This window comes from Micromonospora sp. NPDC047465 (genome assembly GCF_040643125.1).
Classification (GTDB): Bacteria; Actinomycetota; Actinomycetes; order Mycobacteriales; family Micromonosporaceae; genus Micromonospora.
On the sequence record NZ_JBEYTP010000073.1, the window covers coordinates 1 to 19983 of the forward strand.

Here is a 19983-nt window from a genome sequence, read left to right on the forward strand (position 1 = left end):
AGCCGCCTGACTCAGCCGCCCAAACCCGGCTCCGCTGCGCTGCGCCGGGTGCTGGCGCCTGCCCACTCACCATTGGATTTTCGGGTCTGACAGTGCAGGTTCGATTCCGGTTACCGGCTTCACGCGAAGGCCCAGACCAGGGCGTTAGTCCCCGTCGAGGCCCCGGTACGTGCCGGAGCTGTCGGCGGCGTCAGCGAACTCGTCAAAGTCCAGATTCGCGATGGTGAGGTTGGCCGAGACGTCCGCGAACCAGCGGGATGGTACCCGGAAGGTGCGGCCGGGCTCGTGGGCGAGATCGACGGCGAGCAGCGGGCGTTCGACGTCGGTCATCGTGGTCGCATCGGCGAGGAAGAGGTAGATCAGCTTATCTTCGTGGCTCGTGGCGTTTTCCGCGTCGACCAGCTCTTGGAGGCTCAGGCTCGCGTAGTTCGGGTCGCTAACGAAGGTTGCGCTGCCGTGGCCCTGCCAGGTGTGCAAGGCCATCTTCAGGGCTTCCCATGCAGCGTCGTCGGTGAAGTCCGTACGGAGGACCAGCGACGTGAGGACGTCGGGCTGAGGTAGAGATATCACGACGAGGATGCTTTCAGGCCTCCGCCCGGCTGACCACGCCCTGGGGGTACACATGGGGCACAAGACACCGTGAAACGACGTCAAGTAACCATGGATGATGGCAGCCTGAGACGCCGAAGAGATCACCTCTCGTGTACCCCGTGGTCGATCGAGGACCCGTCGGCCGTGGGTCACACTTGGGGCGTGCGGAGGTCTTTGGGCGATGGTTGGTCGATGGAGCTTTCCGATACCTGGATGCGGGAGGCCGCCAAAGACGGTGTTACGACGTGGCGCGCACCCGGCCGCACGATGCGGGTCGGGCCAGGAGGTTCATGGCGGTGTGCCAATGGGGCCGACATCATCGCCTCGCTCGATGCCGAGCTGCCGCCGAACCCAACAGGCAAGGTGGGTGAGGGTGGCCGAGACGGGGTCGGCCATCGTGCCGCCTGGCTCTACCGCCAAGACGGAGACGTCAAGTTCACCCTCTACGGCTTCAACTTTATCGACGGAACGTACCTGGAAACGATCTTCATCAGCGCGGACACGGTCGACCCCAGCTGGGCCTTCGACGCCTGGCGTTCGGTGAGTCGATCGGGCGATTAGTGATCAAACGACGTGCCCGCCGGGTGACTAACTGAGTGACGATCGGTGCGGACGCCAGCGGACAAGCACGGACGACAGCGGACCGTGCTCCCAGATCAAGGGCCGAAAGCAGCAGCTCACGTGGTGGTGTTGGTTGCCTGGGGGTCAAGGGGTCGTCGGTTCGAATCCGGCCGTCCCGACCGATTGACCTGGGGAGATGAAGATTATCTCAGGTGGCGGCGGTAACATGCAGTAACGGATGATCTTTGTTGGCGGTAACCGCATGGACGGTTGGCCGCTGATCTGCTCGCCGTTGACCGCTCTGACCTGCCGCTTCATCTGCGTCCTGGATGAAGCGGCACCTTGGTCTCTTGATTCCGCGTCAAGCGCTCCAGATGTTGCCAGCTGTCACTACGTCGGATGTTTCGACGAGCCTGAATGCGAGGCAGGATCGTCGGCGCTCCCTGTCCTGGTCTTCACGAGTTGACCGGTGGACAGTGGAGCAACCTGTCATCGCGTCGGCGGAGAGGTCGACGTCGGCCTGGCTCGGGCGACTACCTCCTGAGCAGTTCGATGAGCGCGGTGTCGGCTTGGGCCAGGATCGGCGGGCCATACAGCGGTGTGGCCAGGACCCGTCGGCAATGGTCGAGTTCGATGTAGACCACGTCGCCGGTGATCGTGGCGTCCTGTAGGGCAGCGAAGCGGTCTGCGGCGACTGAGCACTGCTCAGCGGGGCGTAGCACTGCCAGCGTCTGCTCGATGGCCGCCCGCCGCTGCTGTGGTAGGAGCAGTCCGTACTCGAAGGTCCCGGCTGGCTGGGGCGTTCCCTGCTGCTGCGCTGGCACCCGGTACACGCACAGACGCACCTGGGACGGGAGCGGCACCCGGCCCGGCCGTGGGAGGAGCCTCGGGTCCCTGGTCTTGGTGGCCACCACGTTTGACCAATCCTGGTTGCATCCGGAGGCGGCCGCTCCGGCTGACACGATCTCCCGTACGACCTTCTCTGAGACGGCGGTCAGGCGCAGGGCTCGCACCGCCTCTGATACCTCGGGGCGCGGCTTGCGGCAGCTGTCCGTCGGTAGTCCCGGGCGGATCCATCGGCCTTGCGCGTCGAGTAACAGCAGGTTCGGCACCCAGGGCATCTCCAGGGTGCAGGCTTCGACGGTGGTCGTGTCATCGGGTAGGCGCAGTGCGGCAAGAAGCGCCGTCACGTCGGTGGCCCGGCCCTCGGTGAGGACCAGGTCCTCGCCGCGGTCGGCGCGTCGCTTCGGCTCGAGCTGGCAGTGAATCGCGGCCGCCACCGTGAAGTCGGTGCCCAGGCGGGGCAGGGCGAGGGCGTCGGGCGGGCGTCCGTCGTCTGCTACCGGGGCGTCGACCGTGCAGGAGGTCCACGCGGATCGGATCGTCGGCTTGCCGCTTACCGCAGCGGACCGCGGCGCCTCCCGCCCATCGGCGGGTGCCTCGGCCGCCGTGGGCGCACCCGCACATGCGGCCAGTCCGGCCAGGGCCATCACCACGACGAACCCTCTGACGACTACTCGCATATCGCTCCTTGACGACCGAATGCACGCAATCCGCGCACCTCTGAGACGATGTCGTCCGCGATGCGGTTCCCGGTCAGCTCCCGGCCCTTGCTTGAGTGGTGGCGGAGCGGTCGGTCGCCGTCGTCCGAGGGTCGTCCGTCAGCAGGATGACGTCGCGCGCAAATCGCCCAGGTCGTTGGGATGACCCGTGCCCGAGTTGGTCAGCTTCTGTCGTCTGGGCCCGGCCGGAACGGGCGATGCTCGGCACCGGTCCGCTGACCGTGGCTGTCGGTGGCAAGTTCGAGGCGGATAAGAAGGACCCGTACGCGGTGGTCTCTGCCGAGATGCTGCCGCGTACGAGAAGCTGTCGAACTGTCGGGTCTGGGCGTGTGCCGTGCTCCACGGTGTCATGAGCCCGCCTCTAATCCGAGCTGGCGCAGCACGCGGTGGGCGTGTTCGGCAGCCGCGGTGCGGGTGGGTGCGGCGCGCAGTCCGAGGAGACGCTGTCGGTGGGGCTCACCGAGCAGAAGTGCGAACACGGATTGCGCCAGGGCGGGGTCGGGGGCGGGGAGATGGTCGTGGAGGGCCTGGATGTAGGCCTCTGGCCCATCGCGGTAGAACCGTTCGGCAAGGTCGGGGAAGTTGTGCACCTCGGTGATCATCAACCGGTGCAGGCCGATCGCTTCGTCGGAATGTAGGGCGTACGCGATGTTGGCTGCGAGTTCTTCCAGGCTGTCCCCGGTGGCAGGCCAGCCCAGCGTGCGGTGGCGGAGGCGCGCGACGGCGGCGAGGAAGATCTCGGTGCGGTCCCCGAAGTATGTGTAGATGGTCCGCTTGGTCACGTGCGCCTCGGCGACGATGTCATCGAGCGTGACCTGGCTAAACCCGCCTGCGACGAACAGTCTCACCGCCGCATCGAGGATGTCGTCGCGGCGCTGCGCGCGTTCTGCTTCGGTCGGGCGTCCTCGCTTCCGGGGCGCTGCCACGCCTTCGTCGGCCATGCGGTCTCCTCGCGATCGACTAGAGGTTCGTCACAATCCTATAATGAACCGTACTTCGTTTCATTAAGGTTGTCGCCACCCGAGCACCATCGGGTCCACGGACAGCCCCGCACCTGCGAGTCATCCGGACAGATCAGGTCGCGGGTGCGGTTCGTCTGGGCGAGAAGGAGAACCCACATGCCCCCAACCACCAAGGCCCGCGCTCCGAAAAGCCAATCAGCCAAGACCCCCGCCGACAGCAGACCCGGCCCGTCGTCGACGCGCCGCAAGGCAGCCACCACGGCGGCTGTGGGTGTGCTGCCGGATGAGCAGTTGCTGGGGTTCTACCGGCAGATGGTGCTGGTCCGGCGTTTCGAGGAGCGTGCGGCCCGCGCGTACACGGAGGCGAAGATTGGCGGCTACTGCCACCTGAACCTCGGCGAGGAGGCCACTGTGGCCGGGCTTATGGCAGCGGTGCAGGCCGAGGACTACGTGTTCACGAACTACCGGGAGCACGGGTATGCGATCGCGCGCGGGATCGGCCCGGAACGGGTGATGGCTGAACTGTACGGGCGGGTCGATGGGGTGTCGCACGGGTGGGGCGGGTCGATGCACATGTTCGACATCGCCTCCCGGTTCATGGGCGGGTACGGGATCGTCGGCGGCCAGGTCCCGCTGGCCACCGGCGCCGCGCTCGCGATCGACTACCGCGGGGGCACCGAGGCGGCGGTGTGCCTGATGGGTGATGGGACGACGAATATCGGCGCGTTCCACGAGTCGCTGAACATCGCCGCCCTGTGGGGGCTGCCGATCGTGTACGTGGTGATCAACAACGGGCTCGGCATGGGCACCAGCGTGGAACTGTCCTCCGCCGAACCCGACCTGCACAAGCGCGCCTCCTCCTACCGGATGGCTTCCGCCCGCGTCGACGGCAACGACCCCGCCGCGGTGTTCCAGGCCGCCCAGGCTGCCTTGGCCAGTGCCCGGGCGGGTAAGCCGTACCTGCTGGAGACCGTGTCGGGACGACTCAAGGGGCACTCGGTGGTCGACCCGGCCCGCTACCGCACCCACGAGCAGGCCGAAGCGCTGAAGGCTGCCGATCCAATCGCCGCCTACGCCGTGCGCCTGCACGAGCAGGGCCTGCTCACCGACGAGCTCATCGCCCAGATCGACGCGGAGGCCATGGCCACGGTCGCGGCCGCGGCCGAGTTCGCCGACGCGAGCCCGCACCCGGATGTGGCGACCCTGTTCGACTACACCTACGCCACCCCGGTACCGAACGACTCCCGGCGCCTGCCCGGGCAGGCCCTGTTCCCCGCGCCGCCGAGACCGGCCGCCGTCGAGTTTGCGGGGGTGCCGGCATGAGCGTGATCAGCTACCGTCAGGCTCTGCACGATGCGCTGCGCAGCGAGATGCTGCGGGATGAGGATGTGTTCCTCATCGGTGAAGAGATCGGGCTGTTCGAGGGCTCCTACAAGATCACCGCTGGGATGCTCGCCGAGTTCGGGCCGAAACGGGTCCGCGACACCCCGATCGCCGAGGAAGGGTTCACTGGGGCCGCGATCGGCGCCGCGATGCTGGGGCTGCGGCCTGTCGTGGAGATCATGACGATCAACTTCTCCCTCCTTGCGCTGGATCAGATCGTCAACCACGCCGCGAAGATCTACGGCATGTTCGGCGGGCAGGCCCGCGTCCCGATGGTGATCCGCACCCCCGGCGGCGGAGGGCAGCAGCTCGGCGCGACCCACTCGCAGAACATCGAGCTCTACTACGCGTTCGTGCCCGGGATGAAGGTCGTCGCCCCGTCGAGTCCGGCGGATGCGAAGGCGCTCATGCTCGCCGCGATCCGGGACGACGACCCCGTGCTCGTGCTGGAGAATCTCGCTCTTTACAACACCACCGGGGAAGTCCCCGACGACATCCAGCCGGCCGAGATCGGCAAGGCCGCCATCACCCGCGAAGGGAGCGACATCACCGTCGTCGCGTATTCGCGGATGGCCGCGGTCGCCCTCCAGGTCGCCGAACAACTCGAGACCGAGGGAATCGATGTCGAGGTCGTCGACCTGCGCAGCCTCCGCCCCCTGGACCGGGACACGATCATCGCCTCCGTGAAGAAGACCAACTGCGCGGTCGTGCTGGAAGACGACTGGCTCACCTACGGGATCGGTGCCGAGATAGCCGCGACCATCTCCGATGGCGCCTTCGACTGGCTCGACGCGCCTGTCCGACGCGTCGCCATGGCCGAGGTCCCGATGCCCTACGCGAAGTCTCTGGAGACCGCCGCCCTGCCCTCGGCGGGCGACGCCGTCACCGCCATCCGCGAAACCCTCGACGCCGTCGCCCGGCGCCGCTGAGAAGAGGACACCATGATCGACATCCTCATGCCACGCCTGTCCGACACGATGACCGAGGGCGCGATCGCCGCCTGGCACAAGAATCCCGGCGACTCCGTCTCTCCCGGCGACGTGCTCGTCGAGATCGAGACCGACAAGGCCCTCATGGAGCAGGAAGCCTTCGACGCCGGCATCCTCGCCGAGATCCTCGTCCCCGAGGGCGAGAACGTCCCCATCGGCACCCCCATCGCCCGCCTCGACAACGGCACCGGCGACACGCCGGAGAACCCCGCACCCGTCGACGCCGAAACCGCAACGGCCCCGACGCCGCAACCAGCGGTGACCGTGCCGGCTCCCGTCCAGGCGGCGGACGATGCGCCCCCGGTGACCGCGAGGCCAACAACGGTTCAGGAGGAGCGTCCTGAGCGTCGGGCGGCGACGCCGCTGGTCCGCCGCCTCGCGCGGGAGCGCGGCATCGACCTCGCCACCGTCGAAGGTACAGGCCCCGGTGGCCGGATCGTCCGCGCCGATCTTGACGCCATCCCCGACAACGGCGACGCCTCGTCGCCCCCCGGCGCCACAGCCGCGCCGGTCGAGATGCCGGCCGCACCTGTGCGGGATGCGGCGGGTGCGGATGCGCGCGAACCGCAGCCGGTGCCGTTCGATGTGATCCGGCAGTCGATCGCCGCCCGACTGACCGAGAGCGGCACCACCATCCCCACGTTCACGGCGACCGCCTCCGCCGACGTGGAGGAACTGCTCGCCCTGCGGGCCCGGATCAACCAGGCCCAGGCCGGGGTGAAGGTCAGCGTCAACGACCTCCTTGTCCGTGCCGTCGCGCTCGCGCTGCGCGCCCACCCCGGCGTGAACGCGTCGTACTCACCCGACGGGCGGGGGCAGACGCTGATCCACCAGCGTGTCCACGTCGGTATCGCCGTCGCCTCCACCGCTGGTCTCGTCGTCCCCGTTATCCGCGACGCCGACCAAGCGGCCGTCACCGCGATCTCCGCGACCGCCCGGGACCTCGTCGCGAAGGCCACGGAACGGAAGCTGACGGCCGCGGAGATGAGCGAGGGGACGTTCACGATCAGCAACCTCGGCATGTACGGGATCGAGCACTTCACCGCGATCATCAACCCGCCCCAGGGGGCGATCCTCGCCGTCGGGGCCGCGCGTGACGAGCTCGCCCTTGTCGACGGTGTGGTCGTGGCCCGCAAGCGGCTGAGGTACACGGTCACGGCCGACCACCGCATCATCGACGGGGCTCTCGCTGCGCAGTTCCTCGCCACCTTGACGGAGTTGCTGGAGAACCCGTTGCGGATCGTGGCCTGAAATCCCGATCGTGAAGGCGAAAGCCATGGACGTAGGGGAACCGGTGTTCATGGATTTAGAAGCGTGCCGCTGCTGGCCCTCGCCCCGGTCCTCGCCGCGTAGGGAGGCGAAGATCGCGTCATGGGGGTTTCGGTGGCGACGAGCTTGCGGGCCAGGAGCATGCCGCCGGGGAAGCTGCAGTAGAAGTCCGCGGCGGCGACGACACCCGCGGCCGTACCCCGCGCCGGGGTCGGTCGGCGTCACCGCAGCTCCAGCCCGTTCCGTCAGCGCCACCCGGCCGGGGCGCATAGAATCCGGCTGACCAGCACGAAACAGGCTATTCCGAGCCAGCCGTACTGTCAGACTGGCGCGGTGACGGTGGAAGGACCGACGGCCGGAGGTGACAGGGGGAAGACCACCGGGCGCAAGCCCGTACGCGCGCACCTGCGCGACGCCGTCGTCAGCCTGATCGGCAAGCGGCGGGTACGCGAAGGCACCCGCACGGCCACCGAGGAGCTCTTTTTCGACCTGGTCTTCGTGTTCGCCTTCGTCCAGCTCGTCGCGCTGATCCGGAGCGACTACACCCCTCAGGGCGTGCTTCGCGGAATGCTCGTGCTGGCCCTGCTGTGGTGGTCCTGGGGCGCCTTCGCGTGGCTGACCAACAACCTGCAGGCCAGCTTCGGGGTGATGCGGTTCGGGTTGTTCGTGGTCACCGGGATCACTTTCGTGATGGCGCTGTCGACCCTCGTCGCGTTCACCGACCGGCCCGGCGGGTTGTACGGCCCGCTCGTCTTCCCCATCTGCTATTTCCTCGTGCGGTCGCTGCACCTGGCGCTGTACGCGTACGCCGTCTCGGCCCAGCACGTGGCCCGGCACATCCTGGTGCCCGCAGTGCCGATGGTCGCCAGCACCGCCCTGCTCGTCTGCGCCGCGCTCGTGCCGCACCGACTCCTCACCGACCAGCGACAGGTCGCCATCGCCGTGACCCTCCTCTGGCTACTGGCCGTGCTCGTGGACTACGTAGGTAGCTTCACGTTGCCCGTCTGGGAGATCGGCATCTTCTCCGCCCGGCACTGGTGCGAGCGGTACGGGTTGATCCTGATCGTGGCCGTGGGCGAGAACATCATCTCGATCGGAACATCCAGCTCCAACGTGTCGCTCAGTTGGCAGCTCCTGTTCGCCGTCATGCTGGCCATGACCGTCACCGGGGCGCTGCTCTGGACCTACTTCGACGTGGTGGCGCTCATCGGTGAGCAGATCCTCGAACGGGCCGACCCGAAGACCAGATTCGCCCTCGCCCGGGACGCCTACAGCTACCTGCACCTCCCCATGGTCGCCGGCATCCTCCTGCCGGCCCTCGGGATACGCGAGCTCGTCAAGAACGTCGGCCACCTCGAAGGACACCACCCCGACGAACGGCTCACCGCCATCGGTCTCTTCGGCCTCTACGGGGGGATAGCCCTCTTCCTCCTGGCCAACGTCGCCTACCAGCTGCGGATGGCCCACACGATCAGGACAATCATCTGGACCCGGGTGGCCGCCGTTCTGGCGCTGACCGCGCTCGTCCCTGTCGCACGGCGGATATCGGCCATCGACGCGCTGGGCCTGCTGGCGGCTGTCTCCTTCATTCTGATCGTCGTGGAGGTCATCGTGGCCGACGGGCAGCGCCGTCGCCTGCGCGAGTCGGGCCTGGCCGCCCGGATGCAGGTTTGAGGAACCTGCATCCGGCCCGCCACGGTCGTGCAGGGCGTACTCGACCGCCACCCCGTCGGGATCACCATCGACACGCCTCGACTGCGGTGTCGAACGTCGCCGGCCAGGCCACGCGTGCCCGATCTGCGGCCGGACGGTCCCGCCGCACGGCGTGCCCTGTCCGCTGGGGAGGATGGCTGGGGGCGGATATCTGAGGTGCCCGGCGTCCGGACATGGCGATGAGCGGACGCGACGTGGCCACGCCAACCAGTTGACGGCACCGGCAGGATGCTCGGTGTGCGTACGTTCGGTGAGCTGGTCGATGAGGCCGCCGCAGTGGACGTGTCCGGCTGGGACTTCGACTGGCTTGACGGCCGGGCGACGGAAGAGCGGCCGCCGTGGGGGTACTCGCGGTTGATCGCATCGCGCCTGCCCCACGTCACCTCGGCCTTGGACGTCGACACCGGTGGCGGCGAGATCATCGCCGAGGTGCCGCAGCTACCGCCGGGAATGGTCGTCACCGAAGGCTGGCGCCCGAACGTCGAGCGTGCCCGTCACGCGTTGTCGCCCCGCGGTGTCGAGGTCGTGTCCGTCGAGCAGGGCCGGCCCCTGCCCTTCCCCGACGCCAGCTTCGATCTGGTGACGAGCCGCCATCCGGTGGACCCCGACTGGAGCGAGATCGCCCGCGTGCTCGTCGATGACGGCACGTACCTCGCTCAGCACGTCGGGCCGGCATCCGCGTTCGAGCTCATCGAGTTCTTCCTCGGCCCGCTGCCACGGGAGCGGCTTGGCCGTCGCCCCGATCGTGAGGCCGCGGCAGCGCGGGCGGCCGCGCTCGAGATCGTGGACCTGCGCACCGCTCGCTGCCGGATGGAGTTCTTCGACATCGGCGCGGTCGTCTACACCCTGCGCAAATGCGTCTGGTGGGTGCCCGACTTCACGGTGGAGCGGTACCGGGACACCCTCGAGCGACTGGACGCCCACATTCGCCACCACGGCGCCTTCGTGGCCCACTCGACTCGGACCCTCGTCGAGGCCAGGCGTGCACCCCGCTGAAACCCTCACCGAACGGCTCCCTGAGGCTTCCGCTCGTGCCGCCGTCCAGGCGTTCAGTGGGGTTAACAACTGCTCGGGATTGAGTGGTCTTTAGTGTCCTTAGGGGTGTTATGGTGATCGGGTGAACTTGAAGGAGTGGGCGGCGTCTCAGGGCATCGCGTATGTCACCGCGCGGCGGCAGTACGCGGCGGGGACGCTGCCGGTTCCTACTTTCCGGCTGGGTCGACTCATCATGGTGGGCGAGCCGCTACCTGCTGCCTCGGCTGGCGTCGAGCGGGTGGTGGTGTACGCCGGGGTCTCGTCCGAAGACCAGCGCGCCGACCTTGACCGGCAGGTCGCTCGGGTCGTCACGTGGGTGACCGGGCAGAACCTGCCGGTGTCGCAGGTGGTGACCGAGGTCGGATCCGCACTGGACGGGCACCGCAAGAAGTTCCTCGCCCTGCTGCGCGACCCGATGGTCACGACCATCGTCGTGGAGCACCGTGACAGGTTCGCCCGCTTTGGTGCCGAGTATGTCGAGGCGGCGTTGACCGCGCAGGGTCGCAGGCTGTTGGTGGTCGACCCGGCGGAGGTCGACGACGACCTGGTCCGGGACGTCACGGAGATCTTGACCTCGTTGTGTGCGCGTCTCTACGGCCGTGGGGCTGCTGCGGATCGGGCGCGCCGGGCGGTGGAGGCCGCCACCGCACAGGACCCGCCGTCGTGAAGGCGATACGGGCGTACCGGTTCGCTCTGGACCTGACGCCGTTTCAGGAGCGGGCGGTGCTGGCGCATGCGGGCGCGGCCAGGGTGGCGTACAACTGGGGCCTGGCCAGGGTGAAGGCGGTCATGGGCCAGCGTGCCGCCGAACGTTCCTACGGTACGCCTGAGGAACTGCTGACTCCGGCCGTCGGGTGGAGTCTCGCCGCGTTGCGTAAGGCGTGGAACGCGGCCAAGTCGGATGTGGCGCCGTGGTGGGCTGAGTGCTCCAAGGAGGCGTACAACACCGGCCTGGACAACCTGGCGCGCGGCTTGAAGAACTGGTCCGACTCCCGGGCAGGCAAGCGCGACGGTCGGCGCGTGGGATTCCCGCGGTTCAAGTCCCGCCGTCGCGCTATCCCCAGCGTCCGGTTCACCACCGGCGCGATCCGGGTGGAGCGGGACCACAAGCATGTCGTGCTGCCCCGGCTGGGCCGGCTGAAGACCCACGAGTCGACCCGCAAGCTCGCCCGTCGTGTCGAGGCGGGCACGGCCCGGATCCTGTCCGCGACCGTGCGCCGTGACGGCGGGCGGTGGCATGTCGCGTTCTGCGTCGAGGTCGAGCGGGCCGAGTGCACCCCGACGCGCCCGCAGGCGGTGGTCGGCGTCGATGTGGGGATCACCCACCTGGCGGTGTTGTCCACCGGCGAGATGGTGCTCAACCCCCGGCACCTGGACGAGGCGGCCCAGCGGATGCGGCGTCTTACCCGGCGCATGTCCCGGCGCGTCGGGCCGGACCGGCGTACCGGTCAGCGGCCCTCGAATCGGTGGGAACGCGCCCGCCAGCAGGTCGCTCGAGCGCATGCGCGGGTGGCGAACCTGCGCCGTGACGGCCTGCACAAGCTCACCACCCGGCTGGCCCGCACGTACGGCACGATCGTGGTCGAAGACCTCAACGTGGCCGGCATGCTGCGCAACCGGCGGCTAGCCCGGCAGATCGCGGACGCCGGCTTCGGTGAGATCCGCCGACAGGTGGCGTACAAGGCTGAATGGAACAGCGGCCGGCGGATCGTGGCCGACCGCTGGTATCCCTCCAGCAAAACCTGTTCGGACTGTGGCGCGGTGAAAGCCAAGCTGCCGCTGCGTGTCCGAACCTACATCTGCGACTCCTGCGGCGTGGCCCTCGATCGGGACCTGAACGCCGCGCGTAACCTCGCCGCGCTCACGCGTGAGGTCACCACCGCCGGGAGTGGCCCGGTGGCAGGACGTGGAGCCGATCGTAAGACCCGCCCCGGCGGGCCGGTGGCCGCGAAACGTCAACCCGGCCCCGCTCACGCGGATAAGACCGGGACCGTCCCACCGCAAGGCGGGACATACCGATCAGTCGCTACAGCGCACTGACAGGTAACGGGATGCGTGCGTTGAGGAGTTCGTCGCGGAACGCTTGGATGCGTGTGATGACCTGTCGTCTGCCGATGGTGTTTTCGATGCGGTCGAGGTACAGGCATCGGGCGGCGAGTTTGTCGAGGTCGACGGTGAAGTAGATCGCCATCAGGGGGTTGACGAACAGGTCGCCGCCGCCGGTGCGCCGGGTGAACCGGATGTCTCCGAACGCGCCGCTGGTGGCGGCGGCGATCTGTCCTTGGACGATGCTCGGCCGGTCCGGGGTGGCGGCCTGGGCGCGTCGGCGACAGCATCGCGGTACAGCGCGGCCTCCGGGCTGGAACCGGGGATGGACAGGGCGCCGAGGTAGCCGCCGTCGCGGTCGAGAGCGGCGAGGTTCTCCAGCACCTGGACGTGGTTGACGCCGTCGTAGGCGTCGATGCCGAAGCCGAGACTGGTCACCAGCTTGACCGGCACGTCCAGCGCGGCCACGGCGGCCAGGCTGCTGATGTCCTCTACCGGGGTGCCGAGATCGGTTTCGTCGCCGCGCAGCAGGACATCGGTGCCGCCATCGACCAGCACCACCGCGTCGATGTTGAGTTGTTCGACCAGGTACCGGTACGCGGCCCGTAATGGCTGGACACCGAGCGGCGGAAAGGCGTACACGGTCGACGGCAGCTTCTGAGCTGCCAGCCGCCGGGCGAGCGTCCGTTCGGGGAAGTACTAGTCCGGGCTGGAAGTGTCCGGCTGCACCGCCGCGATGTGCTCCGCTACCCACGCGTCCCGGTCGATCAATTCGAGTTCGGAGAAGGACAGGCTGGCCAGGTGCACCTGTGCGCCGCCGCGCCACAGGGCGAACGCCAAGGGCGGGCCGGCGTACAGTCGAACCCGCCGCCTGCTCCGGCGATGAGGATGCTCCGCGCCGGAGCCAGCGCGGCAAGCAGCGGCCGCAGGCCGTGCGCAGGGGGTCCAGTGCCGTCATCACCACCCGGGGCGCGGCCCGACGGCGTGAGGTGCGGAACTGCCGAGAGTCGCTCGGTGGAAACGACGACTGGGAGCCGGTTCTCCTCGCGGCATGGGCATGACGCATGTCGTTCCGGGACACGGCGTCGACCTATGGGTCGGTGGTGACGAAGCGGCGTTGGCCAGGCTGTTGTGGGTCGTCGTCGCCACTATCGGGGTTGGGCTGGTTGTGTTCGCGGTCGCGGGGTCGTGCTGTGCCGTTCCCGGCTGGGCTACACCGTGACGACGATCTTCCCCGCGGGATGGCCCTGGGCGAGGTAGCGCATCGCGTCGGGCGCGTCGGCGAGAGCGTAGGTGCGGTCGATGACCGGGGTGACCGAGCCCGCCTCAGTGAGGGTGGTCAGTTCCTCGAGATCTTCGTAGCGCTCCCGAGCGGCCACGCCGCACACTCGCTGGCTGCCGAACAGTGAGAGCAACGGCGCGGCCAGCTGGCGTTGGAAGCCGCCGAGCAGCCAGCCTGTGGCGTGGCCGCCACCGACGAGGGCGATCGTCCCGCGCGGCGTGGTTGCGCGCCGGAGTAGCGACAACGGCCGGTTGCCGGCGGTGTCGATGATGATGTCGTATCGCGCGCCGTCACGGTCGATCTCGTGCTGGGTGTAGTCGATGACGTCCTCGGCACCGATGGAACGCACCAGCTCGGTCTTCGAGGTGCTGCAGACGCCGGTCACGCTTGCCCCATGTACCTTGAGCAGTTGGACGGCGAACGACCCGACGCCCCCGGCCGCGCCGGTGATCAGCACCCGCTGTCCGGGCTGCACGCGTGCGTCGCGGATGCTCTGTAGCGCGGTCACCGCGGAGATGGGCATCGCCGCGGCCTGCTCGAAGGTGAGGTTGGCCGGCTTGGGTGCCAGCCGGTGCTGCCGCGCCGTCGCGTACTGGGCGAACGAGCCGCTCTGGCAGGTGCCGTACACCTCGTCGCCGGGGCGCAGGCGGGTCACGCTGGCGCCGACTGCCACCACCACACCAGCGACGGCCCGACCGAGCACCGCGACCTTGGGCCGGCGCAGCCCGGCCGCGAGCCGCACTACCATGGGCCGGCCGGTCATGAAGATCCACACGCCTGGGTCCAGGCCAGCGGCGCGTACCTCGACGAGCACCTCGTCGTCTCCGACCGAGGGTTTGTCGACCTCGCGGAGCTCGAGCACGTCGGCCGGGCCGTACACGTCGTGGGCGATCGCTTTCACGACTTCTCCTCGGGGGAGTCGGGGTACTGGAACACGTCGTCGAGCGGAACGCCGAACACCCGGGCGATCCGGAAGGCCATTTCCAGGGATGGCGAATAGCGGCCCTGCTCGATGGCGATGAGGGTCTGCCGGGTCACGCCGATGCGCTCGGCGAGCTCGGCCTGGGTCATCTCGCCGTGCGCGAAGCGCAGCGCGCGGATGCGGTTGGTGACCTGCGTCGGCTTCACCACTGCGGGAGGCTCCTGCGGTACACGATGACCTTGGTGATGCCGCCGACGATCGCCGACAGCACGAAGCACAGGTAGATGACGTTGGCGATCCAGAACCGGTCCCAGCCCGCCATGGCCATGAGCATCGCAGCGACCGCGCCGATGACCACGAACGACTGGCCGACGTGGTCGCCGAGCCGCCCGATCTCGCGGTCCCGCACGTCCTTGACGCGCGGCGCGCCCGGATTCACGACGGCCATGCCGGTCTCCGCCACGATCGACGCGACGATGGCCGCGCCGACCGTCCACAACAGGGCGCTCGCGTACGGCACGTCGGGCAGCGCACGACCATCGGCGCGGCTGACGATGAGGGCCACGTAGGCGGAGTAGCCGAGCACGGCGACGACCAGTCTGATCCACGCGCGTTTCTCTTCGTGCGTCATGACAAGGCCTCCGGACGTCTGAAATCTTTGACATCACGAATGTAGCGAATCTTTGACCTCGTGTCTAGAAAACTTTACGTCGACCCTGGGGCGCGGTCATTCGGCTGACCGGCGTGGTCCGATCCCGCCAGCCGGTGCCGCCCGCTGATCGCTCCGGCAACCGGACGGCATGCCGCGTGAGCCAGCGCCGGCCCAGCATCGTCGCCAGGGTGCTCGCCGGCAGCGCGTTCCCGTTGCGCCGGGCCAGACGGGCGATCTCCTGGGTGGCTGGGACCGGATTGGTCGCGGATCCGACGCAACAGCGTGACGTACTGCTCAGAGCTGGTCGTGGTGGCGGGGTCGACGCCGGCGTCGGCGGCCGTGGGGTGCGTCCTCTCCTCAGGTGTCACGTGCCCGGGACCGAAGATCTCACAAGCGTCCGTCCACCTTCCCGCGTCCTTCGTGGTTTCGGACAGGCTCGTCTCCCTGGCCTGGAGGTGTTGTGTGGCCAGGATCGGACGTGCTGGCCGAGATCGGCGACACCTATCGCTTTCGCCTGAAGATCCGACCCGGTGTGACAGTGAGTGCAGCTTCCACGTAGGGTGACAATCGACCGGAGCGCATGTCGGAGGGCTCATGTACCGTGTCCAGTTCACAGCCGAGGACCTGGCCCGGGTCCGGCTGATGCGGAGCTGGGGGCCCCTGGCCGAGACTTATCTGAGCCTCGGGCGCTTGCGGCGCGGCCAGCCGGGTGACGGGTTGCGGGCCTGGTCGACACGGGTCGCTCGGTCCTCTTCCGGCCTGGTGCATCCGTGCGCCTCCCTGTTCGACAACAGGTGGCTGGACTTGTTCACCCTCACCGGCCCGGCCGAGTCCATCGAGGAGGGACTGACCTCGCTGCTCGCCGTGCGCCCGGAACACCTGCGCGCCGAGCTGGTCGCTGCGGCGGACACCAGGTGGCGGTCCGGGGACCGTCGTCGCTGGCCAGCCGGGGTGGGTGACCCGGCGGGTAACCGGGCCGACCGGCATCGCCTGACGACCTTCCTGCACGACTACCACAAGGTCGCGGTGGCGCCGCACTGGTCTCACATCCAGGCTCGGCTCGATACCGAGCACGCCGCCCTCACCCACCTGCTCGCCACCGGTGGCGTAGAGGGCCTACTAGCCGGGCTGATGCCCTTCGCCCGCTGGCGCTACCCCGTGTTGGAGGTGGGCCATGGCGGATCCACTGCCGACATCCATCTCGGCGGACGAGGGCTGCTGCTGGTGCCGTCGGCATTCCTCGACCCACGACCAATGTTGTGGACCAGCGGGCTGGACGATCAGGCACCGTCGATGCTTTTCCTGCCTGCGATGCGCGGACCCCTTGACCTGGCCGCCGTCCTGGCCGAGCCCTCCGGTGCGGACCGGCTGTCCGCGCTGATCGACCTTGTCGGCCGCACCCGGGCGCACGCCCTGCACAGCATCGGTACCGCGCCTTGCACCACCGGCGAGCTCGCCCATCGGTTGGCAATCTCGGCAGCGAGCGCCAGCGAGCACGCGACGGTGCTCCGCGGAGCGGGGCTCGTCTTCACCGTCCGTCAGGGTCGAACCGTGCGGCACCACCTCACCGCTCTAGGGGAACAGATGCTCAGCGGAACTGTCGCCGCGCCGTCCCAGGCGACTGCCGTCGCGGAGCGCCCGGCCGTGCATCACAAGGGCCGCCAGCCTCCGCGGACGGGGCCGAGGTCGTTCGTCCGGTAGGGCAGTGGTGCCAGGTCGGCCGGCGGCCCCGAGGATGGTCGCGATCCCGGCTGCGTGGCCTCATAGATCATGCCCGAGGCGCGGGTGGGACCGACCCGGCCGGCAGCACCGGCCCGCGCAGCGACATCGATTTCCTTCGACGCCTTCGGCGCCCGCCTCCGCCCTGGACGAGCCCGCCTGGAACAACACGACGGTCATCGCCGACGACCCGGCCGCCCGGATCGGGAAGGTGAAGACCGACCCGAGCGGGGACCTGCTCGTCGTCGGCAGCAACGCGCTCGTCACACGGGCTGATCCGCATGTCCAGCGGGCCGAGGGTGTCGCAGACGATGGACCGCCACCGTTCGCGCCGCTCGGGTGCTGGTGTGTCCACGGTTCTGACGACCGTGAGCACTGATAGACGCCCCTGACTCGTGTCGGCAGCGGTAGCGGCCGGCGGACGACGTTCGGCGCCGCAGCGACCGCGATCGTCAGCTGCGGGTGCCCGGCCCGGTACCAGGCCGGGCGGCCATGGACTCGATCCCGCCCCGGCGCTCCGCACGGGCCGAATCGTCCGCGGCGAAGTGGATTCGGAACATGCTCGCCCCCGGAACGGCGCGTGTTGCTACCTGACTCTACGAAAGGCCGCCGATGGGCGTACGCCCCGACCCGGACCCTTCGGGTAGGGCCGAACGGTGTTGCCCGACGCGGAACAGAGGTCGAACAATCATCTCAATTGAACCGACGGCGTCGCGACTGCGGTAAGCGTCGATGCTGGTGGCCGAACGAGAGGAAGCACCGCACCGGGCGCTGCTACCTGGATACGCCAGGTGATTACGGCTGGAGCCACAAGAATCGATAGTAATCCTTCAAGATTCCTGGACCAGAGCAGGGCAGTGCTCGCCGACAGCAGGGAGAAGTGAATGAAATTGATACGGACGGCGGCCGTTTTCGCGGCGGCGACCCTCGCGCTCGTACTGGGCGTAGCCGCACCGGCAAGCGCCGACGCCTACTCGTACAACGGATATGGGTCGGCGAACTTCGAGAGCAACGGGGACTACATCACCCTCACCCACTTCACCTACGAAGAATACCCCGGCGTCTATGCGTCGTACGCCGAGTGGTACACCAACTATGGGCGCACCGGCTACTGCGGAGACAGCATCGGCGGGCGGATCGGCTGTAACGAGGACGTGGCGGAAAACCGATACATCACTATCCGGGTCTGCAGCCGGTACGGGACGTTCAACCGGGTCATCTGCGGCAACTGGGATACCTCGCGGACCTGACCCCATCGGGACGCCACCGGCCAGCATGACGGCAGCCGCACCTTCGCGCGGGAGGTGCGGCCTGCCCGTCAACCGCGCAGGCAGGTGAGTACGGCGGAGACCCGCCGGTCGCTGGCCGGGGCGAGGTCGAGGTTGGCGAAGATGTTCCCCACGTGCTTGCGGACGGCCGCCTCGCTGACGTGGAGCCGTCCGGCGATCGAGGGTGGTCAAGCCCTCGGCCGTCAGGCTGAGCACCTCGTGCTCCCGGGCGGTGAGCCGGGCCATCGGGGCATCGCCGCGCCGCCGCGAGAGCAGTTGCCTGACCACCTCCGGGTCGATGACCGTCCCGCCGTCGGCGACCCGGTCCAGCGCGTCGACGATCTCGCTGTCCGGCCGGACTCTGAACCACCTCGCCGACCGGATCCGCCAGCACCGTAACGAGCATCGATATCGGTGGCGGCGTCTCGGTCCGGGCCGACGGGCGCTGCTCGCCCTGGCCCACCTGTGCAATGGTGGCACGTACACCCGGCTCGCCGCCGGGTTTGCCATCGGTGTCGCCACCGACTGGCGCTACGTGCAGGAAGCGATCGTGCTGCTCGCAGCGTTCGCCGAGGACCTGGCCACGGCGATGCGGCGCATCCGGCACCTGGCGTACGTGATCCTGGACGGCACGCTGATTCCGATCGTCCTCCTGGCCAACGTGCGCTGCTGCCCGCGCCGCGCCGCCGCGATCGTGCAGGCCATCCTCGTCCTGCACCACGTCGAAGTCGAACGCCAGCCAGCATCAAAGAGGCTGAGTGGTGCGCGCGGTCATTCCCGGCATCCCTGCCCGTGCCGCTGCCAGGAGAATGCCGTTGAGGCCCTCCTCGAACAGCAGATCGTCGTCCCATCGAGTGTCGTCGAGATGGCCAGAGGCGTTGAGGGTCGGATAGGTACTGGCGCTCGCGGCGATGTGGTCGCGGGCTGCGGCCCTCGCCTGGGGGTCCGGGGTCTGGCGCCAAGTGGCCTCCGTGAGCGAGGCGCCGATGACGTAGTTGGCCAGCATTCGTGTGGCCACCGCGAGCTGAAGTCCGCGACAGCCGCCGCGCACCAGCGCCGATTGCAGAAACTCGGTACGAGCTAGGACGTTGGGTCCGAGCATCGGACGTCCGATCAGCCTTGGTGCCCAGGGATGGCGCAGCATGGCGCCGCGCCAGGCTCGGGCGAGGACGCGGATATCCTCTAGCCAGTTGTCGCTATCGTCCGGAATCGGCACGTTGCCGAAGATCCGGTCAACGGCCAGGTCCAGGACATCATCCTTCGTCTTCACGTGCCAGTACAACGCGGTAGCCGTCACGTCGAGCTGCTGGGCGAGGCAGCGCATCGTTAGGCCCTCGATGCCGTGCTCGTCCAGCAGAGTCACCGCTGCGTCCACAATGCGCTCAAGGGCCAGCGGCGGTTTCCGCCGTGCTCGCGACGGCTCCGCGCGAAGCCATACCGGCGGTGGAGTGCGGTTGTCCCGTCGCCCGGCCGAGGACGTCGTCGGCACACCCGGCTCTGCGGTGGTCATGGAACCACTCTAGTGCGGTGGACAGGCAACTTAACAGCGGTAAGCTAGTTGAACGCACGAAGGGTAGCCTTCACGGTCGGAAAATGGAGGTCGCGTCATGCCTCTGCTGCGAGTCCACCTCGACAGCGACCGGATCACTGCTCGTCGCGTTCTGCAACTGCATCAAGAGGGCAAAACCCATCACGAGTCGCGAGAAGCGGCCCGGGAACAGGTGTGGCGCCAGGGTCGCACCCCGGCCGGTGACCCGATCTTCGTCGGCATCACGAACGGCCGCCGTAACGTGCAGCTGCTCTACGACGTCGAGATCTACTCCGACACAGTCCGTTGAGCGCCCGCCGGCCCCCCGTCGTGCAGACAGTGGCGAACACCTCGCAAGGCCACTGAGCTGCCAAAGACGGAGGATGAAAAGGGCTGCTGGTGGCGGCTAGTGCCGCATCAGGCAACGTTTGCCCTGTCGTGACGTGACGCGCCGTCCGGATGCTGGTCCGGACGGCGCGGTGTCGCCAGGCTGTCCGGGTG

Annotated in this window: 21 protein-coding genes and 2 pseudogenes; 12 read left to right on the top strand and 11 right to left on the bottom strand. The window is 68.5% G+C overall.

Going from position 1 to position 19983, the window contains the following annotated elements:
* Window positions 1-144: 144 nt before the first annotated feature.
* A complete protein-coding gene (locus ABZ793_RS32725) occupies window positions 145-570 on the bottom strand; it encodes a hypothetical protein (protein WP_357464506.1) in 426 nt (141 codons plus the stop codon).
* Window positions 571-783: 213 nt separating this feature from the next.
* Here ABZ793_RS32725 and ABZ793_RS32730 point away from each other — a divergent pair, with 213 nt between their 5' ends.
* On the top strand, window positions 784-1152 hold the full coding sequence (locus ABZ793_RS32730; protein ID WP_357464508.1) for a hypothetical protein: 369 nt from the start codon (window positions 784-786) through the stop codon (window positions 1150-1152).
* Between the two features lie 533 nt (window positions 1153-1685).
* On the opposite strand, the gene ABZ793_RS32735 is transcribed toward ABZ793_RS32730, so the two are convergent.
* Together ABZ793_RS32735 and ABZ793_RS32740 are read right to left on the bottom strand one after the other, a co-directional pair.
* Window positions 1686-2648: a hypothetical protein gene (locus ABZ793_RS32735; protein WP_357464510.1), complete on the bottom strand. Its 963-nt coding sequence runs from the start codon at window positions 2646-2648 to the stop codon at window positions 1686-1688.
* Between the two features lie 413 nt (window positions 2649-3061).
* Window positions 3062-3655: a TetR/AcrR family transcriptional regulator gene (locus ABZ793_RS32740; protein ID WP_357464512.1), complete on the bottom strand. Its 594-nt coding sequence runs from the start codon at window positions 3653-3655 to the stop codon at window positions 3062-3064.
* Between the two features lie 144 nt (window positions 3656-3799).
* Here ABZ793_RS32740 and pdhA point away from each other — a divergent pair, with 144 nt between their 5' ends.
* The 7 genes from pdhA to tnpB all read left to right on the top strand — a co-directional run bounded on the left by pdhA (window position 3800) and on the right by tnpB (window position 12105).
* Window positions 3800-4999 carry a pyruvate dehydrogenase (acetyl-transferring) E1 component subunit alpha gene (gene pdhA / locus ABZ793_RS32745; protein ID WP_357464514.1) on the top strand — a complete coding sequence of 400 codons (1200 nt, stop codon included), beginning with the start codon at window positions 3800-3802 and terminating at the stop codon, window positions 4997-4999.
* On the top strand, window positions 4996-5988 hold the full coding sequence (locus ABZ793_RS32750; protein ID WP_357464516.1) for an alpha-ketoacid dehydrogenase subunit beta: 993 nt from the start codon (window positions 4996-4998) through the stop codon (window positions 5986-5988). The genes pdhA and ABZ793_RS32750 overlap by 4 nt, the downstream gene beginning before the upstream one ends.
* Before the next feature lie 12 nt (window positions 5989-6000).
* Complete coding sequence (locus tag ABZ793_RS32755; RefSeq protein WP_357464518.1) at window positions 6001-7299, top strand: dihydrolipoamide acetyltransferase family protein; 1299 nt, start codon at window positions 6001-6003, stop codon at window positions 7297-7299.
* Between the two features lie 351 nt (window positions 7300-7650).
* Window positions 7651-8991, top strand: a complete 1341-nt coding sequence (locus ABZ793_RS32760) for a low temperature requirement protein A (protein WP_357464520.1) — start codon at window positions 7651-7653, stop codon at window positions 8989-8991.
* 276 nt (window positions 8992-9267) lie between these two features.
* On the top strand, window positions 9268-10026 hold the full coding sequence (locus tag ABZ793_RS32765; RefSeq protein ID WP_357464522.1) for a methyltransferase domain-containing protein: 759 nt from the start codon (window positions 9268-9270) through the stop codon (window positions 10024-10026).
* Window positions 10027-10147: 121 nt separating this feature from the next.
* Complete coding sequence (locus ABZ793_RS32770; RefSeq protein WP_357464524.1) at window positions 10148-10732, top strand: IS607 family transposase; 585 nt, start codon at window positions 10148-10150, stop codon at window positions 10730-10732.
* Window positions 10729-12105 carry an IS607 family element RNA-guided endonuclease TnpB gene (tnpB, locus tag ABZ793_RS32775; protein WP_357464526.1) on the top strand — a complete coding sequence of 459 codons (1377 nt, stop codon included), beginning with the start codon at window positions 10729-10731 and terminating at the stop codon, window positions 12103-12105. The genes ABZ793_RS32770 and tnpB overlap by 4 nt, the downstream gene beginning before the upstream one ends.
* On the opposite strand, the gene ABZ793_RS32780 is transcribed toward tnpB, so the two are convergent.
* The 6 genes from ABZ793_RS32780 to ABZ793_RS32805 all read right to left on the bottom strand — a co-directional run bounded on the left by ABZ793_RS32780 (window position 12092) and on the right by ABZ793_RS32805 (window position 14946).
* Window positions 12092-12256 carry a hypothetical protein gene (locus ABZ793_RS32780; protein WP_357464528.1) on the bottom strand — a complete coding sequence of 55 codons (165 nt, stop codon included), beginning with the start codon at window positions 12254-12256 and terminating at the stop codon, window positions 12092-12094. The genes tnpB and ABZ793_RS32780 overlap by 14 nt on opposite strands.
* Complete coding sequence (locus tag ABZ793_RS32785; RefSeq protein ID WP_357464530.1) at window positions 12256-12753, bottom strand: DUF1152 domain-containing protein; 498 nt, start codon at window positions 12751-12753, stop codon at window positions 12256-12258. Before ABZ793_RS32785 ends, ABZ793_RS32780 begins: the two co-directional genes overlap by 1 nt.
* A 57-nt stretch (window positions 12754-12810) precedes the next feature.
* Window positions 12811-12951, bottom strand: a complete 141-nt coding sequence (locus ABZ793_RS32790; RefSeq protein ID WP_357464532.1) for a hypothetical protein — start codon at window positions 12949-12951, stop codon at window positions 12811-12813.
* 371 nt (window positions 12952-13322) lie between these two features.
* Window positions 13323-14294 (bottom strand): NAD(P)-dependent alcohol dehydrogenase, encoded by a 972-nt coding sequence (locus ABZ793_RS32795; protein ID WP_357464534.1) that lies wholly within the window; start codon window positions 14292-14294, stop codon window positions 13323-13325.
* Window positions 14291-14524, bottom strand: coding sequence for a helix-turn-helix transcriptional regulator (locus tag ABZ793_RS32800; RefSeq protein ID WP_357464536.1), 234 nt, complete (start codon window positions 14522-14524; stop codon window positions 14291-14293). Before ABZ793_RS32800 ends, ABZ793_RS32795 begins: the two co-directional genes overlap by 4 nt.
* On the bottom strand, window positions 14518-14946 hold the full coding sequence (locus ABZ793_RS32805; RefSeq protein WP_357464538.1) for a hypothetical protein: 429 nt from the start codon (window positions 14944-14946) through the stop codon (window positions 14518-14520). The genes ABZ793_RS32800 and ABZ793_RS32805 overlap by 7 nt, the downstream gene beginning before the upstream one ends.
* Before the next feature lie 615 nt (window positions 14947-15561).
* Between ABZ793_RS32805 and ABZ793_RS32810 the strand changes: the two genes are divergently transcribed.
* Both ABZ793_RS32810 and ABZ793_RS32815 read left to right on the top strand, forming a co-directional pair.
* Window positions 15562-16668: a winged helix-turn-helix domain-containing protein gene (locus ABZ793_RS32810; RefSeq protein WP_357464540.1), complete on the top strand. Its 1107-nt coding sequence runs from the start codon at window positions 15562-15564 to the stop codon at window positions 16666-16668.
* A gap of 902 nt (window positions 16669-17570) precedes the next feature.
* Entirely contained in the window at window positions 17571-17936 is a 366-nt protein-coding gene (locus tag ABZ793_RS32815; protein WP_357464542.1) for a hypothetical protein, read from the top strand.
* A 68-nt stretch (window positions 17937-18004) separates the two neighbouring features.
* Here the strand turns inward: ABZ793_RS32815 and ABZ793_RS32820 are convergent.
* Window positions 18005-18299, bottom strand: a pseudogene (locus ABZ793_RS32820) (LuxR C-terminal-related transcriptional regulator); the annotation flags it as partial.
* On the opposite strand from ABZ793_RS32820, the pseudogene ABZ793_RS32825 reads away from it, so the two are divergent.
* A pseudogene (locus ABZ793_RS32825) lies at window positions 18253-18612 on the top strand (transposase family protein); the annotation flags it as partial. The pseudogenes ABZ793_RS32820 and ABZ793_RS32825 overlap by 47 nt on opposite strands.
* A gap of 87 nt (window positions 18613-18699) precedes the next feature.
* Here the strand turns inward: ABZ793_RS32825 and ABZ793_RS32830 are convergent.
* Entirely contained in the window at window positions 18700-19464 is a 765-nt protein-coding gene (locus tag ABZ793_RS32830) for a TetR/AcrR family transcriptional regulator C-terminal domain-containing protein (RefSeq protein WP_357464544.1), read from the bottom strand.
* A 97-nt stretch (window positions 19465-19561) separates the two neighbouring features.
* Between ABZ793_RS32830 and ABZ793_RS32835 the strand changes: the two genes are divergently transcribed.
* The gene (locus ABZ793_RS32835) at window positions 19562-19792 is read left to right on the top strand and encodes a hypothetical protein (RefSeq protein WP_357464546.1); all 231 of its coding nucleotides are present in this window, start codon (window positions 19562-19564) and stop codon (window positions 19790-19792) included.
* Window positions 19793-19983: the final 191 nt, after the last annotated feature.

What these genes read in the sequence shown, in the direction of transcription:
- ABZ793_RS32830 (WP_357464544.1), bottom strand. Translation starts at nt 19,464, where the DNA reads ATGACCACCGCAGAGCCGGGTGTGCCGACGACGTCCTCGGCCGGGCGA.
- ABZ793_RS32835 (WP_357464546.1), top strand. Translation starts at nt 19,562, where the DNA reads ATGCCTCTGCTGCGAGTCCACCTCGACAGCGACCGGATCACTGCTCGT.
- ABZ793_RS32810 (WP_357464540.1), top strand. Translation starts at nt 15,562, where the DNA reads ATGTACCGTGTCCAGTTCACAGCCGAGGACCTGGCCCGGGTCCGGCTG.
- ABZ793_RS32815 (WP_357464542.1), top strand. Translation starts at nt 17,571, where the DNA reads ATGAAATTGATACGGACGGCGGCCGTTTTCGCGGCGGCGACCCTCGCG.
- ABZ793_RS32780 (WP_357464528.1), bottom strand. Translation starts at nt 12,256, where the DNA reads ATGGCGATCTACTTCACCGTCGACCTCGACAAACTCGCCGCCCGATGC.
- ABZ793_RS32805 (WP_357464538.1), bottom strand. Translation starts at nt 14,946, where the DNA reads ATGACGCACGAAGAGAAACGCGCGTGGATCAGACTGGTCGTCGCCGTG.
- ABZ793_RS32730 (WP_357464508.1), top strand. Translation starts at nt 784, where the DNA reads ATGGAGCTTTCCGATACCTGGATGCGGGAGGCCGCCAAAGACGGTGTT.
- ABZ793_RS32740 (WP_357464512.1), bottom strand. Translation starts at nt 3,655, where the DNA reads ATGGCCGACGAAGGCGTGGCAGCGCCCCGGAAGCGAGGACGCCCGACC.
- ABZ793_RS32750 (WP_357464516.1), top strand. Translation starts at nt 4,996, where the DNA reads ATGAGCGTGATCAGCTACCGTCAGGCTCTGCACGATGCGCTGCGCAGC.
- ABZ793_RS32755 (WP_357464518.1), top strand. Translation starts at nt 6,001, where the DNA reads ATGATCGACATCCTCATGCCACGCCTGTCCGACACGATGACCGAGGGC.